Origin of the sequence: Alkaliphilus oremlandii OhILAs, assembly GCF_000018325.1 — a bacterium.
In the GTDB taxonomy this organism is placed as follows: domain Bacteria; phylum Bacillota; class Clostridia; order Peptostreptococcales; family Natronincolaceae; genus Alkaliphilus_B; species Alkaliphilus_B oremlandii.
Map to the genome: position 1 here is coordinate 1,392,651 of NC_009922.1, position 15,184 is coordinate 1,407,834.

Genomic DNA, 15,184 nt, shown 5'->3' on the forward strand with positions numbered 1-15,184 from the left:
GAAATGGAAAGGGGGCTAAGAATGGATGAAGTAAATTTAGATGGTAAGGTTGATTATAAAAAAATCTATGAAGGTCATATAAAAAAAGGAAAAATCAGCGGTGACAACTTAGTAGGTCTGTGCCCTTTTCATAATGATAAAAAGCCTAGTTTTGGAGCTAACTTAAAAACTGGAGTATACAACTGCTTAGCCTGTGGGGAGAAGGGAAATGCAATTACCTTTTTATCTAAAACACAAAATATAAGTAATAAAGAGGCTTATAAAATTCTACTAAAAGAAGCAGGGCTATATGAAGATAAAACTAATTCCAAAACTCAAAACTCTACTTATTCAACTAATTCCATTAATCCTATTAATTCTACTAATCCTGTTGATTCTACGAAACTTATTAAATTGACTAATTCTAATAAGTATACTAAGCCTACTAAATATACTGTAGAAGATTACTGCAAAGAGAAAAGGCTAGATGTAGGCTTTATAAGATCTCTAGGCATAAGAAACGGTAGACTAGGCATTACAATTCCCTACATGGATGAAGCTGGAAAGGTAATATCCAATAGACAGAGATACCAGAAAGATCATCCAACAAGGTTTTCCTGGGCAAGAGGAAGTAAGGTAAATCTCTATGGGCTATGGAAGTTGAATAAGGTTAGGGAAGTTAATAGAGTAATTTTAGTAGAGGGTGAAAGTGACTGCCACACTTTATGGTGTCATGGAATAGAAGAAGCCTTAGGAGTTCCAGGAGCTATTACATTTCATCTAGATTGGGTAGATAAATTTAAGTTTAGCTCGGAAGAAGGTTCTACTTTTCCTCATATTTATATTCACCATGAAGGAGATGCAGGAGCAGATGCCTTCGTAGATAAAATATGTAATGCCCTAGTAAAGAAAGATTTTAAAGGTAGGATTTATAAAATTAGCTGCAGCAGTTTAGGAGCAAAGGACCCATCAGAGCTTCATATTTTAGATCCAGATTCATTTAGTGAGAAATGGAAAGTCATTCTAAATGAAGCTGAAGAAATAGACATTAAAAGCTTTTCATTAGAAATAGATAATTTAATTCCAAATGCTCCAGTAAGGCTTAAACAGCCTGAAGGCTTTAGGGTATCGGAAAATGGAATTGAAATGATTAATTATAAAACAGGTATACCTCAGCTAATATGCAGAACTCCAATACTTATTTCAAATAGGCTTAAAAGCCTTGATAGCTATGATGAGAAAATAGAAATTACTTTTTATAGAGATAAAAAATGGCATAGAGTGACAGAGCAACGATCCGTAATTTTTCAAGCAAGAACTATTATAAAGCTTGCAGATGTAGGAGTTACTGTAACATCTGAAAATGCAAAGTTTTTAGTGAAATTCCTAGAAAAGCTAGAGGCAGAGAACTTTGATATGATTCAGACCCTACAATCTGTAGATCAGCTGGGGTGGCATAATGATAATTTTCTACCTGGGAGAGAAGGAGAGTTAGTAATTGACGTTGATACAAACGAAAGAAAATGGATTAATGCATATAGGAAAATAGGCACTTTAGATAGTTGGATTAAGTATATGAAGGATTTTAGACATAACACTATTTTTAGATTTATATTAGCCAGTAGCTTTGCAGCTCCACTACTAAAGCTACTAAATCATAGGATTTTCTTTGTACACAACTGGGGAGATTCTAGAAGTGGGAAAACTGCAGCTCTAAAGGCAGCTCTTACAGTGTGGGGAAATCCAGAGGAGCTTATGACAAGTTTTAATGCGACAAATGTAGGACTTGAAAGATTAGCCTGTTTCTTTAACGACTTGCCCCTTGGAATTGACGAAAGACAGGTTGCTGGAGGAAAGCAGGAGTATATAGAAACTTTAGTATATATGCTGGCTATGGGCTATAGCAAAGTAAGAGGGGCTAAAACGGGGGGACTTCAAAGTCAAAAATCTTGGAGAAGTATAATTCTAACTACAGGGGAAGAACCATTAACGACTATGGAGTCCCAAACGGGAGTACATACAAGGGCTTTAGAAATACATGGCAGTCCATTTAAAAGTGAAGAAGATGCAAGTAAAATCCATAAAATATCTAGTTTAAATTATGGACAAGCAGGACCGTTTTTTATCAATAAGCTTATGGATACTATGAAAATCCATGAACTACAGGAAAGACATAAAATAATACAGGATAAGCTGATGAAAGCAAATTCAAACCATAAAAAGCTGATGAGTCATATTTCATCTGTGGCAGTAGTTACTCTAGCGGATGAACTTATTAGCCGTTGGTTATTTAATGATGATCCAGATGCATCCTTAAAAATGGGAGTAGAGATTTTATCTAGCTTAGAGGATGTTATGGATACGGATATCGTAGAAAAGGCTTATGAGTTTGTTAAGGGATGGATGATTTCTAATATAGATCAGTTTAAGGAAAGTAGTAAAGGCCAAAGGTTTGGAATTATTGATGGGGATAGTTTCTATGTCTTTCCTCAGATCCTCCAGGAAGCTTTAGAAAAACAAGGTCTATCCTATAGAAAGATCATTAGAGGCTTTGCGGATAGAGGTTATATTGGGATCTCTTATGAGAGTGATGGTAAAAAGCGAAACAGTGTTGTAAAGAAAATAGAAGGTAGGGCTTGTAGAATGATAAGTTTTGATTTAAGTGAGGCAGCAAGCATGGATGAAACACCACCCTTTTAAGATTCCTCTGATGCTATGGCATTTACATAAAAAGCTACCCCTTAATTTTTTAGGAGTAACCCATTGTGTAACTAAAGAATATAGCATTTTCAATAGTCTTAATATACTGTTACCACTATTACCCTAGTTACCACTATATATAGTATATATAGGAAATGTAAACTGATAAATCCTAAGTTTCAACATAACAAAAATATAAAAGGTATGTTTTAAAACTTGGTGGTAACCGGTAATTAAAATCTACAACGAAGTAATTTCAATGATTTAAAAGTGTAAAAGGTTGCCCCTTACTTTGGGTAACTGAGAAGATTTGGAGGAGATTATGGGTAAAGAAGAAAAACTAAAGCTACTCTTAAAACGAAAAGAAAAGGCCGATGGTCTTACACCTAAGGAAAAACTAAGGTGGAAAAATGAGATTATCAAAATAGAACAGGAAATAAAGGCTTTAAAGCTAGAGCTAGAAAGAGAGCAGCTTACGGAAGAAGAAAAGATTATTCTAGATATATTTTCTCTTAATAAAGCAGCAGCCCTATATTTATATGAAAGTTATATTGCTGAAAATACCGCAGTTATAGAGGAATTTATAAATGAGATTCTAGCTGGAATTTATGACTATTTTAAAACAAATGACATTGAGCATTTAGAGAAATCAAAGGCAGTAACCAATGTTCTACTAGATACTATATATCAAAACCACATAGAAAAAATAAATGAGGGAAACAAGCAATTAGAATTTATTAAAACAAACGAGCCTACCCCTTGGGGGTAGAAGAGTAAAGGGGGACACAGGATGCATCCATTAATGGATAATTATCTAGCTTTATACTTATCAATCACTAAAAAATATAGTCCAGATAAATCATTAAAGGCTATTGGGATCTTAGGAAGCTCAGACAGTAGGAGAAAGAAAAATATAAATAAGTCAATGAAGGCAGGACAGGAAAGAATCTTCAAAAATGTGGAAGGGGGCTATTAATGAAGGAGAAAGCCATTCAAAATAAAATAGTTCAGTACTTAAAACAGCAGCCTAACACTTGGTTTTTTAAAACTCATGGTGGAATGTATCAAGTAGCAGGTATTCCAGATCTTATACTTTGTTATATGGGCCACTTTGTAGCATTAGAAATTAAAAGACCAGGAGAGAAGCCTACAAAGCTGCAGGAAAAAGTTTTAAAAGATATTCAAGAGGCAGGAGGTATTTCTGTAGTAGTACATAGTTTATTAGATGTGAAATCAGTACTTGATACTCTCACTAAAGAGGGGTGATACCTATGGATGATTTAATCTACAACTACATGGCCTTACTAGAGGCAATTTTCTCGGAGAAAGAAGTCCTACCAGATATAATCCTTCAAAAGTATGGACTAATGGAGTTTACTCCAAGAGAAATAAGAAGGCTTGAAGCTCTGGAAATGCGAAGGCTATATTATATAGAGAAAATGACATTAAGAGAAATCGGGAAACGCTTTAACATGAGTGATAGTGGAGTCTATAGGAGAATAAAGAGGTGGCTATGAAAAAAGATAAATTTCCTTCTAAAGAAGAATTTTATCAGACTATATTAAGACTAAAAAAAGAAAGAGCTATAAAAAGAGAAGGTGAGTATTTAGGGTATTTGAAGGAGCAGAGGATGAGGAAGAAACCGAGGAAGGTGAAGTATGGGGAGAAAGAGTATAAGGAAAAATAATACTATTAGAATGAAAATGATATATAATATTTAACATGTTTGAAAAGATAGATAAAAAGCTGGATGTGATATCTGACTTGTTCGTGTTAAGAATTTAGATGATTTTAGTTATTTTTATAGAAAGGTATAGTAGCAGGTCAGATGAATTTTGCAAAGTAAGGCATATGCTTGATTGCATCTTAATATTATGCTAAAATTAGTTTATAGTTTAGAAATTGTAAATGCTAATTTAATCATATATTTAAGTTTTCTAGGGTTCCGCAGCTTATAACTGGCAGGTCCGAGAGAAAACACACAGCTAATTGTGTACACGGAAGGATAAAAGCCTGGGAGATATTTAATAATATTCCTATGGCTTTTTTTATTTTATATTTTATTGTTCAGGAGGTATATTTTAATGAAAAAATTTGTTATTGAAGATGATTTTTGGAGCCTATTTCCTAATGCAAGAATTGGTGTTGTTGTTTGTCAGGGCATAGATAATATGATAAAAGATGAAAACAAATATAAGGATATGATTCATGATTCAGAAAAAGAAGCCTTAAAGTACCTGAAGAATGAAGAATTTAGCAGTAATAATGTCATAAAAGTGTGGAGAGAGGCTTTTCAAAAATTTAAAACGAAAAAAGGTGCAAGATCATCAATTGAGGCATTACTAAAGCGAGTACATAAAGGAAACCCTTTAGGAACGATTAATCCACTAGTTGACATTTATAATTGTATTTCCTTAAGATATGCACTGCCTTGCGGTGGTGAGGATATTGATACATTTGATGGAGATATAAGGTTAACTAAAGCAGTTGGGAATGAAAATTTTATAACATTAGGGACGGATAGAAGTGAACCACCATATGAAGGCGAAATAGTATATAAAGATAACGAGGGCGCAATTTGTAGATGCTGGAATTGGCGTGAATCAGTAAGAACGATGCTTACTGAAAATACAAAGAATGCTTTTTTATGTATTGAATTAGTTGATGAGAAAAGAGTAGAAGAGTTTGAGGATGCTTTAAAAGATTTAGCAAAATTGGTACAAGATAATTTAGGCGGAACATGTGAGGTTTCAATTCTTGACATTAACAATAAAGAAATAACAATAAAGTAATTCGAGGAGGATAAAGTTATGGGGGATTTTAGTTATAAAGATATTTATATTGAAGATGGAAGAAGGGTACTGGAAGTTAACATACTTCCAGAGAAGCATTGTAACTTTGACTGCATATTTTGTCCAATAGGAAGGTCACAAAACAAAGTAGATACTCAAAAATCATTTAATAAAATAGATAGTTCATTGACTGAACTAGGGAGTATGATAGAAAATACAAAAGCAGAATTAATCTTTATTAACTCAAGTGGAGAAGCCTTAGTCAATGATAAAATTGATGATGTTATTAGTCTAATTAAAGACAAAGGGTTATCTGTAAGACTGCTTTCTAATGGATATTTACTAGGTAGAGATGAATATATAAAAATTGCTAATAAATGTGATGAGGTTATTGGGGAGATAAAGGTAATAACAGAAGAGGATTTTCAAAAAGTCCAAAGGCCAATTGAAGGATATACAATAGAAGAATATATTTCAAACATGGTTTCTTTTAATAAACAATATAAAGGTAAATTTATATTTGAAATTACTATTATCAGGGGATATAACGATGATGAAGAATCAATTGAGAAGATAAAAAATATTATTAAGGAAATATCTCCTAACAAGATAATTATTACAAGAATGGAAGATGAAAGATTTAAGAAAAAACTTGGTATAACTGATGAAAGATTTGAGGAAATTTCAAATATATTATTAAATATTTAGTGGTAAAAATACATGGTACTTATAAAATAAGAAGGATTTAAAATAAGGTTTAAGTCGCAGTATCTATTTTATACACTACAATGTATTTTTAAGTTAACAAAACCATCCATATAGAATAGTAGTGTAAATAAGGTAAAACATTACAAATAAATGAAAATGATATATAATGAAATGAAGATATTTATTATATAGAGAAAGAGGTAGTACATATGCCCTTTAGAAAAATAGATACAAAGAAAATGGTTAACGAAAAAATTGAAACAGATCAGGAATTTGCAAAAGCTTATGGAGAAATAAAAAAGGAATATGATTTAATCCAACCAGTAACTAAGGACAAGAAAGCAATATCTAAAGAATCTATTTGAAAAAGAAATCAATAAAAAATCAAAATGTTTCTATGTTTATATTGTAATTTTTAGGATAAAATATTATAATAATAGTATAAATAGTACTTAAATTTAATTAGGGATTTGCCTAATAAAGCATAAAATTGATTTTTAATAAGGAACTTTAAGTAAAAGTTCTTTATAAATAAAAGTTTAGTTTTTAAATTAGCATGTAAATGCAAGTCGGTATGAAGACTTAAAACTCATATCCAGTGGTCGGAATGGAGACCTAAAACCCATATCCATTGCAGAGTAAACTGTGAAAAATCGATAAGAGGATGACGATGTCATCCTCTTATTTTTAGGGGGAAACATATGAAAAAGGTTTCTTTTAAGGAACGTGTGAAAAATACAGTAATTGATGAGTCTAAAAACTTTAAAGAAATTTTCATTGATTATGAGTATCTAGTCTGTTCAAGGGCCTTTGTAATGAAGGACTACTATATTATAGGTGCTAAAGAAGATAATTATCAGCATTTAACAGGAGTTAATTCTTTAATTTCAGCACAAGACTTTTTTGATAAATGCTATAATGGAACATTGCAAGAAACAGATTTTGATTTTAATAAACGTGGACAATCCGAGAAAGCCGTGAAGGGTTCTGTTAGAAGAAAAATAGAGGTTTTACCTAGTATTGTGAAATTATTTTATAATAAAGATATTAAAGTAGAAGAAGCATTTGTTAAAAATAGAATAATTTGTGGCTTTGCAACTACAGATGAAGAATGTACATTAGGATTTACAAGCACAGTAAAATCCCGACCGATGACATTGCTTAAAGGAAATGAACTGGATATCAAAAAAATGCAAGATGTTAGTTTGATACTAAGAAAAGAAGTAGGAAAAGAGAAATTTAATGAGCTTATTATAGGGAGCTCGGAAGTGTTAATGGATTATTACGAAACAATTAAAGATCATGTAGATGAAAGTCTAATACCTTTAGTACATAAAAATGAAATAAATAAGATAGAAGACCAGGCTCTAAAAGAAATTGCCAGTAGTTTGAACGAGTAACTTTCCCGAGACTGAAACAGTCTGTAGCAGCTTCAAAGATAGACCACCAGAGGCTACAGTCTGTGGGAAGGAGCGGTTGAGGAAGTAGAAATTATAGTAAATGGTACAGAAATTATTGCTAATGCAAATAAAGGACCCGAAAGAACAATCTGACCTATGAATGGAGTAAAAAATATGTAACCAGAATTATGGTTACATATTTTTTATGGAATGAACTAGGAAGTTTGTTGACCCAAAAGGAGGGACTACAGCGTCCCACCCTATCAAAAGCCCTAGAGGAATACTAAGGCAAAGACCCTAAAGTGGCCACTTATGAACGTATGGAAATAACGTGGCCATGACCCCATAGAAGAAACTCCAAAGCCATCACCTAAAATGAACCCTAAAGCATAACTAGAAGAAAGGACCTGAAAGATGCAACCTATGAACGTAGGTAATAGCGTTGCATGACCCGAAAGACTAAAGCTACAGGGATCCACTATAATAAAGACCCACTAGATAGACCCCATAATGCATGTGGGCAACTATCTCTAAAGATAGACCTAATAAGTTGTCCATCATGCACAACCCTAAAGCTATACCCTAACTAGTAGTAGCAGTAGTAGAAAATTTTGTGGGTATGTGGGCAGCCTCTATAGAAACTACTGTAAATGGCTGTCCATATATCCACAATGTAGAGGGGATGCATGGCATCCCTACCGATTGGACCACAGAGATAGACAGTAAACCTAAAGACCCTGGAGATAGACTCGAACCTTTCCCAACTATTCACTAAATGTCGATTTCAGGAAAGGGAACCGGTAGTTGCTGACCTCAAAGGCCCTGACCCTATAGGAGCAACTATTTCTGAAATTATGTACATTTAGGGAAAGTGGAGTAGTGGTAGTTTGCTTAGAAGATAGACCTTAAATAAAAAACTACCTCTACGAAACGGTAGTTGGGAAAGGCCCACAGAGACGGACTGATTTAGCCTCTCGGTCTGCCACCATAGAGCTAGACCCTAGGTAGGCAGTCGGAGAGGCATTACCCGAAAGGCAGGCCCAGTGACTGGAATAGTCTTTTTCAACCCTATAGTATCACTTTCATGGAAAAAGTTTATGGAAGGAACGGTAGCGATGGACCCGTGAGAGCAATCTTTTAAAGTACCAGCTGTAGAAACGATCGATTATAGGTACTTTAAAAGTTTGCTGACCCTGATTATTTCCTCCCTAAAGATAGACCTAGCGACTGGAACAATCTGTTTTGACCCTATAGGATCTACGTAAGAGAAAACAGTTTGTGAAGGGAGTGGTAGAAGGTGATTAATGAAGTAAGGGATAGCTAGGACAGTTAACAACAACTTCAATAAAATCTATTTGAAAAGGAGCAGATCCTTTGGATATATTATTAAAATAAATAGCTAACTTTTAACTAATTTTTGAAATAGATTTGTAGGATGCATATTTATTTGATATAATTTGTAGTAAATTGAAGGTTTTGGGGGAATTTAGGTGAAAAAGTACAATCTTTATTTAGATGAAAGCGAAACCCATCATTCGGGCAATAATAGAATATTTTGTATTGCTGGGGTCATTATAGAAGAAGAAGCATATAACAATACTGTTATCCCTGCATTTAATAATATAAAAAAATTAATATGGAGTGATCTGCCTAATCCTGAAGATGTAATTCTACATGAAAAAGATGTTAGATTTGCTAATAATCGAAGCAATAGAAATGGCTTAAATAAAATTAAGTCTGAATTTCATAGATTCCAAGAAAATAAAAATACAAGAATGTTATATGAGGAATTAGGTAAATTATATGATTTAGCAGATATTACAGTTATCGGCGCATCCGTTGTTTTAGATGATTTAGATACATATTTTGATGAAGACATACTATCAGATAAATATCTAATATGCATGCAGATAATATTTGAGAATTACTGTCATTTTCTAAAAAAAAATAATAGCTGTGGCCATGTTTTTTATGAATCTAGGCAGGAACATCATGATAGAGAAATAAGAATGAGGTTTAATCATTTAATGGCAATGGGATCTATGTATATAAATCCATACGCAATGCAAAAGCATCTAACTGGAATAACATTTCCATCAAAGACTTGTAATGTTCCTGGTCTTCAAATAGCAGATTTTGTTCCAAATGATCTTGCCAGAAAAGTATTATCTAAAAAAACCAGCAGCAATAATAAAAATAGGTTTAATATAAGCAATAATTTGAGGAAAGCTAGATACGATGGTGGCTTATCTAAGCATGATAGATTTGGTTTTAAAATCATGCCATAATATAAAAGATAAAATTTATTTTCAAAATTAGTTGATTTTATAACTGAATAGGATATAATATAAGTGTAAGGGATTGCGAGGCGATGTATTTTACACATGATTAATTTCATGGAAAACTTGAAAAACCTAGTTTTGAAAGTTTTCGGAGCTGTATTCAACCCCTTTCTTATTTTTACGAATGATTAGATCCTCTATATTTATTATAGAGGTTTTTTTACTTTTTTGAAGTAAAAAAGTAAGGGACAAAGGTGACCGATAAAAACCTATCATCCCCTGTCCTTATTTTTTCTCCATGCTTTAAACTCTTGAATTAGATCTAATATTTCCTTAGCATCACTATACCTTACGGTTACTTCAAAACTAACTAAACCTAAGGTATAACAAATAGCCGTAAAAGGTCTATAGGATATTTTATTAAGTAAATATTCTGATGCACCATATAGAAGAGTGGTTACAGCCAAAGAGGATATAAGAACCTTAAATATCAAAACTTTAGGGATCTTATCTAAAAAAATATCTAGCATATCCTTAGAAAAAGCTCCTAGAAAGCAAAACACATAAATGTAAAAAAACAGGAGAATATCTGCTATTGTAATTAACATTACTTTGCACCTTCTTTAGATAGAAGGGAAGAAGATGACTTTTTATTAGGATTTTTACTAATTTTTTTATGGAGCAGATTTTTAGAGTTATACTTTTTATCTTCTTTTGTATTAATAATAGCATTATGAACTGAAGCTAAGCTAATAAAGGATAAAAGTAGCATTAATATATTAGTAAATATGTCACTATATATATTCTCTTTATTTAAGTTGATTGATGATTTATTTCTGCCTATTTCTTTTGTTTTTGTTAAGGTTATTTCCTTATCATCATCTGATGCACCTAAATTTTTTAATGAAGCTTTAGCAGCAGCAATATAGATAATAGAATCACGAGGTAGATTATCAGAAACATACAAATCTTTATAGGACAAATATATATTAAATGTGATAATCATAGTAATAATACATAAAACTAAGGCTATGCTTTTACTAATAGTAACTTTATTTTTCATATATCCATTCTCCTTTCTATGTTTTTAAAAGGGGTATAGCAAAATGCTATACCCCTTGGGATCAAGAACTTAAAACTATAACCCTGCTACTTCAAGATCTGTAGTAGATGTTTCTACTAGATAGGCACTGTCAACAGCAATTAAATCTCCAGCATTAGAATAAATAATATTTTTAGCTATAATAAGATCCATTACTGTTTTTACTTCCATTGCATCTAGATCATCTCTAGGTACGCCTACTCTAAGACTTACCTTTCTATCTTGATCCGTTTTAAATACCATTTGTAGATATTTTTCCATAGGTTATCCTCCTTCCCTGTTTAATAGGCTTCATAATAAACTACTCCATTAGTTCACATCTTTCTGCCATGTTGACAGTTTTTACAGAGTATGGGTAAAGACTAGCTATAGCAAGAGCAACTTCATAAACATCATCTAAAGTAGAATCAATTTTAAAGTTAGCAATAGTTCTTGTCATAATCTTTTCCCTACCTTCACCATCAAGACCTGTGATGAATCTACATGAAGCACTTCTTGTTTCGTTAAACTTCATAATAGCCATAGAATTTCCTCCTTTCCTAAAGAGTTGCCATGCAAACTATATAGCTTACAGGCAGTATATTATAAGACTACATTTTTGAAAAATCAAAAGTTTTAAGGATTTTATCTGTATCAGGAAGATTTTCATCATAGTCTAGATCGAATAAATCCCCGCCCTCTTCATCATCAATATTAACCTCTTCTATATCCTCATCTTTTATATTCGTATTCTCCAAAGAATGATTAGCAGGGCATATTTGTCCACTTGTGGGATAAAGTTTTCTTAAATTTTCCCTTTCTGAAATCTCCTCTATAGATAATTGTAAAGACTCTAGATGTACCTTCACTTCTTCATTAGGTCTAAACTTACGAATAGCAATTAAATTCTCATCGTTAAGTTCTATATCACTTAAAGTAATCGTAATAGTTTGAGTCCAATTTTCGGCAGCTACTTTATTTGTAATATCTATCTTTTTAACCTTTGCAATAATCATTGTGCAGGGCATAAAATACCTCCTTTAATAGTTTTATTTATTATATAAGATGATTCTTAAATATTCAGTAAAAGCTATATCCTTAGTTATATTGAGTTTAAAAGGATTTTTGGTTTGTCTGTAGAAAGGTTATATATCAGGAGTGCATCAATAAATAAATAATTTTGGAGTGGGAGTATGATGATTGCAAGGAATATAACGAGCAGTGTTCCAACAGCAGTTTGGATAGCCACATTAATAAAGACTTATGAAAATTTTGTATTTGAAGGCAAGGATAATTATTGGATTGGGCAGAAAGATATACAGGAAATTGCTCGGTTATTATGCCCTAAAAATATAGACAATGCTAGGATCAGTCAATGGTGTAATGGGGATCACCCTAACAATACATATAACTATTTAAGAGCTAAAGGACCTTTAAGAAGGCTCACCAAACAAGGGGAGTTTTCAGGGAATAAAGAGCAGCCTAGGGAATTACCTATTAACACTGTAATTTTTGAAGATAAAGATATTACATTAATGAATATCTTAGAATGGCATAAATCTGTATACTGCAAAATTCAGTTTGATGAAGTAGAACCTGCTAAAGTCAATCACCATAATATTAGTACTGAGAACGTTGATTTAAAAGAGAATATAGAAGTACAAAAACATTACGATGAAAGTAAAGATAGTAAACTGAGTAATATAATTCCTAGAGCTGTATATGATTCAAGTGATATTAATAACCGAGCAATTAATGTAGTTATATCTGCATGGGAAATATTTTCTATGAAAGTAGGTAATGGTTTAATTTCTATAAATAAAGAAGCATCAATGCAGCTTCAATATGCATATATACTGAAGCATATGTTACCGCTCATAATATTTCAAGATGATGAAGAAATCGAACTTGAATTAGAAACAGCTGTAAATGACGGTACAAGTAATAGAGAAGTAGACATAATGGTTATAGTTTATAAAGGTGATGATGTATTTAAAATAGCATTAGAGTTGAAATGTTATAGAACAAAATCATCTTCAGGAGGAAATAGAGGGGCAACAGATATTTTCATGAAGGATATATATCAGGATATGCATTTGTTAGAGCGTTATTGTGAAAATAATCAGGCTGATGTAGGTATTGCATTAGTAATGAATGATTATAAGTCTTTTGTATATCCTAAGAAAAAAGAAGCTAAATGCTGGGATTACGATATATCCCAAGGAACAAAGGTTGGAAACCTACGAATAACTACACCAATTGGTGGTAAGCCTGTAGATATACTTTTAAATAAACAGTATAAATTCAATTGGAAAGAAATTGGAGAGTATACATTTCTACTATTAAAGCCTTTAGAATAAATTTTTATAATCTGCATTTAAATAAGATCTTGAATAATCAAATAGAAACTCAATATAAGCCCACCTCTAAATAAAAAAAAGTAGAGATAGGCTTATTTTTTACTATAATCAATGAGTATTAGCGATGAAATTTATAATGATATACTTTGAGTGGGAATTTCACAAATATCATTTAATATTTACCTTTAAAATGATATTTGTTAGGTCTAACATCCACATGAACAAATGTAGAGTATATACCTATCCCAGTAAAACCTACTTCCTCTGCAGCCTTAGCAATTTGAGCAGGGGTATAACCTGGAGAATAAATATCTGCAGCCATTCCTTTCATATGGTAACTGTTAGATGATCCACCTACACGTTTATTGCATTCTGGAGTCCGATATCCTGAAGTTACGTTAATAGGGTTATTTAGCTTGTCTCTTAACAATTGAAGCTTTTCTAATAACCTACTATCAAGCTTTACTACAGAATCTCCATGGCTACAGTCAAATTCTTTAAGTTTAAAGTTTTTAGATATTTGGATGTTGTTCATAGAATTCTCCTTTCCTTTGAAATTCAATATATTATACAAGGCAGTGCTGAAAAATTCAGTATTATATAAACCATGCTAATGATTACCTATTAAATTATCATAAATATCAATTGTTTGATTCTATGAAATATTAGAAGGTGTTTTATGGATATATATAGAATTGTTTATATTAAGATTGATATTTGCGGAGTAAAAATAAAATCCAATAAAAATTATAAATTTAGAATTAAATTAGAGATTTGAAGTTTTGAGGATCAAAATAATTATTAAAAGAATGGAGCTTAAAATGTTCAGTAATATATTCTATTTATTAAAAAATGCTAGTAATGAACCCAGAGAAGACTATTTAACTGAAATCTTTGCAGAAACAATTAATGAAAATCAGCTAGTAAAAAGTTTTATGAAAATATTTATGAGCAAGAATATTGAGCCTAGTGGACTTAAGATAAATACTCAGCAAACCTTTAATAAACTAGATTGGCATATATGTGATAGTAGGCCTGATATTGTGATCAGATTTTTTGATAATCAAAGTAAACGTGAAAATGTTCTATTTATAGAATGTAAACTTAATGCTGCAGAAGGCAATCAGCAATTAAAAAGATATGCAGACCATTTAAAGCTATTGGAAGATAGAGGAGGTGCCACCTATTTAATTTATTTAACTGAATATCATGATGTTAAAAAGGAAGAAGATATACTAGATACTAATGTAGACACAAAGTTTATACAGATAAGATGGTACCAGATTTATAATTGGCTAAAAGAATTTGATAACGATAGATTAGTAAAAAATTTATTAACATATATGGAGGAAATCGAATTGAATAAATCAAGAAATTTTACACCACAGGATATTCATGTTATCCAAAACATACAAAAGCCACTGGATCTATTAGAAGAAAGTTTAGCTGGGGAGGTGGACGATGTATTAAAGGAGTTTACATCTACAGGAAAGATTAAAATAAGAGATAGATATAATCAATTAGTACGTGATTTTAAATATACAAGGCAAACATATATTAGCGACTATACTTCTGTAGAAGTTGGATTTTGGATTCTTGAAGATGATTATCCAGTGGCATCTACTACCTTATGGATACATAGAGATCATGGAGAATATATCAAAATTGAAAAGGCATTTGATAAATATTCTAATGATGCATCAAATGATTTTAGTATAGATAGGGAGACATACAGCGATTGGATCGGATTAAATATAGATAAATCTTTATTGGACTTCTTAAATGATGGGGATCATGTGGGGGCTATACAGGATTATTTTATAGCAAGTATGAAGTCTATAAAAGAAATCATTGGTAATAACGAAGATATTAACTTTTAGTA

General features: G+C 31.8%; 20 protein-coding genes and 1 riboswitch. Of the genes, 14 read left to right on the plus strand and 6 right to left on the minus strand.

The genetic code is table 11. The annotated features are described in order from the left end of the window. The first annotated feature begins 21 nt into the window (after window positions 1-21). The 12 genes from CLOS_RS06675 to CLOS_RS06720 all read left to right on the plus strand — a co-directional run bounded on the left by CLOS_RS06675 (window position 22) and on the right by CLOS_RS06720 (window position 9,867). Window positions 22-2,679 carry a DUF927 domain-containing protein gene (locus CLOS_RS06675; protein ID WP_049753803.1) on the plus strand — a complete coding sequence of 886 codons (2,658 nt, stop codon included), beginning with the start codon at window positions 22-24 and terminating at the stop codon, window positions 2,677-2,679. 322 nt (window positions 2,680-3,001) lie between these two features. Next, a complete protein-coding gene (locus tag CLOS_RS06680; protein WP_012159152.1) occupies window positions 3,002-3,448 on the plus strand; it encodes a hypothetical protein in 447 nt (148 codons plus the stop codon). Between the two features lie 21 nt (window positions 3,449-3,469). Continuing rightward, a complete protein-coding gene (locus CLOS_RS06685; protein ID WP_041719067.1) occupies window positions 3,470-3,655 on the plus strand; it encodes a hypothetical protein in 186 nt (61 codons plus the stop codon). Next, a complete protein-coding gene (locus CLOS_RS06690) occupies window positions 3,655-3,945 on the plus strand; it encodes a VRR-NUC domain-containing protein (RefSeq protein ID WP_012159153.1) in 291 nt (96 codons plus the stop codon). Before CLOS_RS06685 ends, CLOS_RS06690 begins: the two co-directional genes overlap by 1 nt. 5 nt (window positions 3,946-3,950) lie before the next feature. Continuing rightward, a complete protein-coding gene (locus CLOS_RS06695) occupies window positions 3,951-4,196 on the plus strand; it encodes a helix-turn-helix domain-containing protein (RefSeq protein ID WP_041719069.1) in 246 nt (81 codons plus the stop codon). Then, window positions 4,187-4,366 (plus strand): hypothetical protein, encoded by a 180-nt coding sequence (locus CLOS_RS06700; RefSeq protein ID WP_041719070.1) that lies wholly within the window; start codon window positions 4,187-4,189, stop codon window positions 4,364-4,366. The genes CLOS_RS06695 and CLOS_RS06700 overlap by 10 nt, the downstream gene beginning before the upstream one ends. A gap of 239 nt (window positions 4,367-4,605) precedes the next feature. Then, window positions 4,606-4,701: riboswitch (guanidine-I (ykkC/yxkD leader) on the plus strand. Window positions 4,702-4,763: 62 nt separating this feature from the next. Next, a complete protein-coding gene (locus CLOS_RS06705) occupies window positions 4,764-5,471 on the plus strand; it encodes a B3/B4 domain-containing protein (RefSeq protein ID WP_012159155.1) in 708 nt (235 codons plus the stop codon). Between the two features lie 18 nt (window positions 5,472-5,489). Beyond that, window positions 5,490-6,179 carry a radical SAM protein gene (locus CLOS_RS06710; protein ID WP_012159156.1) on the plus strand — a complete coding sequence of 230 codons (690 nt, stop codon included), beginning with the start codon at window positions 5,490-5,492 and terminating at the stop codon, window positions 6,177-6,179. Between the two features lie 209 nt (window positions 6,180-6,388). Beyond that, window positions 6,389-6,544, plus strand: coding sequence for a hypothetical protein (locus tag CLOS_RS15870; protein ID WP_012159157.1), 156 nt, complete (start codon window positions 6,389-6,391; stop codon window positions 6,542-6,544). 336 nt (window positions 6,545-6,880) lie between these two features. Next, window positions 6,881-7,579: a PBECR4 domain-containing protein gene (locus tag CLOS_RS06715; protein WP_012159158.1), complete on the plus strand. Its 699-nt coding sequence runs from the start codon at window positions 6,881-6,883 to the stop codon at window positions 7,577-7,579. A 613-nt stretch (window positions 7,580-8,192) separates the two neighbouring features. After that, on the plus strand, window positions 8,193-8,354 hold the full coding sequence (locus CLOS_RS15875) for a hypothetical protein (protein WP_156774422.1): 162 nt from the start codon (window positions 8,193-8,195) through the stop codon (window positions 8,352-8,354). 715 nt (window positions 8,355-9,069) lie between these two features. Then, window positions 9,070-9,867 carry a DUF3800 domain-containing protein gene (locus CLOS_RS06720; protein ID WP_012159159.1) on the plus strand — a complete coding sequence of 266 codons (798 nt, stop codon included), beginning with the start codon at window positions 9,070-9,072 and terminating at the stop codon, window positions 9,865-9,867. 266 nt (window positions 9,868-10,133) lie between these two features. Here the strand turns inward: CLOS_RS06720 and CLOS_RS06725 are convergent, their stop codons facing one another. The 5 genes from CLOS_RS06725 to CLOS_RS06745 form a co-directional block, all read right to left on the minus strand. Then, window positions 10,134-10,469, minus strand: a complete 336-nt coding sequence (locus CLOS_RS06725; RefSeq protein WP_012159160.1) for a hypothetical protein — start codon at window positions 10,467-10,469, stop codon at window positions 10,134-10,136. Then, entirely contained in the window at window positions 10,469-10,924 is a 456-nt protein-coding gene (locus tag CLOS_RS06730; RefSeq protein ID WP_012159161.1) for a hypothetical protein, read from the minus strand. The genes CLOS_RS06725 and CLOS_RS06730 overlap by 1 nt, the downstream gene beginning before the upstream one ends. A gap of 75 nt (window positions 10,925-10,999) precedes the next feature. Next, entirely contained in the window at window positions 11,000-11,224 is a 225-nt protein-coding gene (locus CLOS_RS06735) for a DUF2922 domain-containing protein (protein ID WP_012159162.1), read from the minus strand. A 40-nt stretch (window positions 11,225-11,264) separates the two neighbouring features. After that, a complete protein-coding gene (locus CLOS_RS06740; RefSeq protein WP_012159163.1) occupies window positions 11,265-11,486 on the minus strand; it encodes a DUF1659 domain-containing protein in 222 nt (73 codons plus the stop codon). A gap of 67 nt (window positions 11,487-11,553) precedes the next feature. Next, window positions 11,554-11,958, minus strand: a complete 405-nt coding sequence (locus tag CLOS_RS06745; RefSeq protein WP_242649608.1) for a hypothetical protein — start codon at window positions 11,956-11,958, stop codon at window positions 11,554-11,556. 177 nt (window positions 11,959-12,135) lie between these two features. Between CLOS_RS06745 and CLOS_RS06750 the strand changes: the two genes are divergently transcribed. Next, window positions 12,136-13,302: a hypothetical protein gene (locus tag CLOS_RS06750; protein ID WP_012159165.1), complete on the plus strand. Its 1,167-nt coding sequence runs from the start codon at window positions 12,136-12,138 to the stop codon at window positions 13,300-13,302. A 172-nt stretch (window positions 13,303-13,474) separates the two neighbouring features. On the opposite strand, the gene CLOS_RS06755 is transcribed toward CLOS_RS06750, so the two are convergent. Next, window positions 13,475-13,837, minus strand: coding sequence for a YcbK family protein (locus CLOS_RS06755; protein ID WP_012159166.1), 363 nt, complete (start codon window positions 13,835-13,837; stop codon window positions 13,475-13,477). A gap of 274 nt (window positions 13,838-14,111) precedes the next feature. Here CLOS_RS06755 and CLOS_RS16035 point away from each other — a divergent pair, with 274 nt between their 5' ends. Then, window positions 14,112-15,182 carry a PD-(D/E)XK nuclease family protein gene (locus CLOS_RS16035; protein WP_198006340.1) on the plus strand — a complete coding sequence of 357 codons (1,071 nt, stop codon included), beginning with the start codon at window positions 14,112-14,114 and terminating at the stop codon, window positions 15,180-15,182. The last annotated feature ends 2 nt before the right edge of the window (window positions 15,183-15,184 follow it).